The 498-nt window shown below is 57.6% G+C and carries 1 pseudogene; it reads left to right on the top strand.

The annotated features are described in order from the left end of the window. A pseudogene (locus ADK28_RS04225) lies at positions 1-498 on the top strand (type VI secretion system ATPase TssH); the annotation flags it as partial.

The raw sequence follows: 498 nt of genomic DNA, 5'->3' as shown, positions 1-498 counted from the left end.
TGATGACACCGGGACGCTATGTATTACCTGCCGTCTCCCGTTTGCTGTCGGGCATTAACCGGGAACAGCTGGCGCAGGATTTTGATAGCTGGGTGAAGGGTTCAGCGGAAGGTGAGGGGCACTCTTCAGCGGAAAATGCGCCTGCGCAACCTTCTGTCACGGGTGAATTGCTGGCCCGTTTTACCCATAACCTGACCCGGGACGCCCGCGATGGACGTCTCGATCCGGTGCTGTGCCGGGATGATGAAATTGATCTGATGATCGACATCCTTTCACGCCGTCGTAAAAATAACCCGATTATCGTCGGTGAGGCGGGCGTGGGGAAAAGTGCGCTCACCGAAGGACTTGCCCTGCGCATCGTGGCCGGTCAGGTACCGGACAAGCTCCGGGATGTGGAGCTGTTGTCTCTGGATTTAGGGGCCATGCAGGCCGGTGCCGCGGTGAAAGGAGAGTTTGAGAAGCGCTTTAAGGGGGTGATGCAGGAGGTGAAGGATTCAC

The sequence above is a fragment of the Serratia sp. 506_PEND genome (genome assembly GCF_001076875.1).
Lineage (GTDB): Bacteria > Pseudomonadota > Gammaproteobacteria > Enterobacterales > Enterobacteriaceae > Serratia > Serratia marcescens.
The sequence above is the reverse complement of the archived record's forward strand: the minus strand, read 5'-3'. Positions and strand labels throughout refer to the sequence as shown.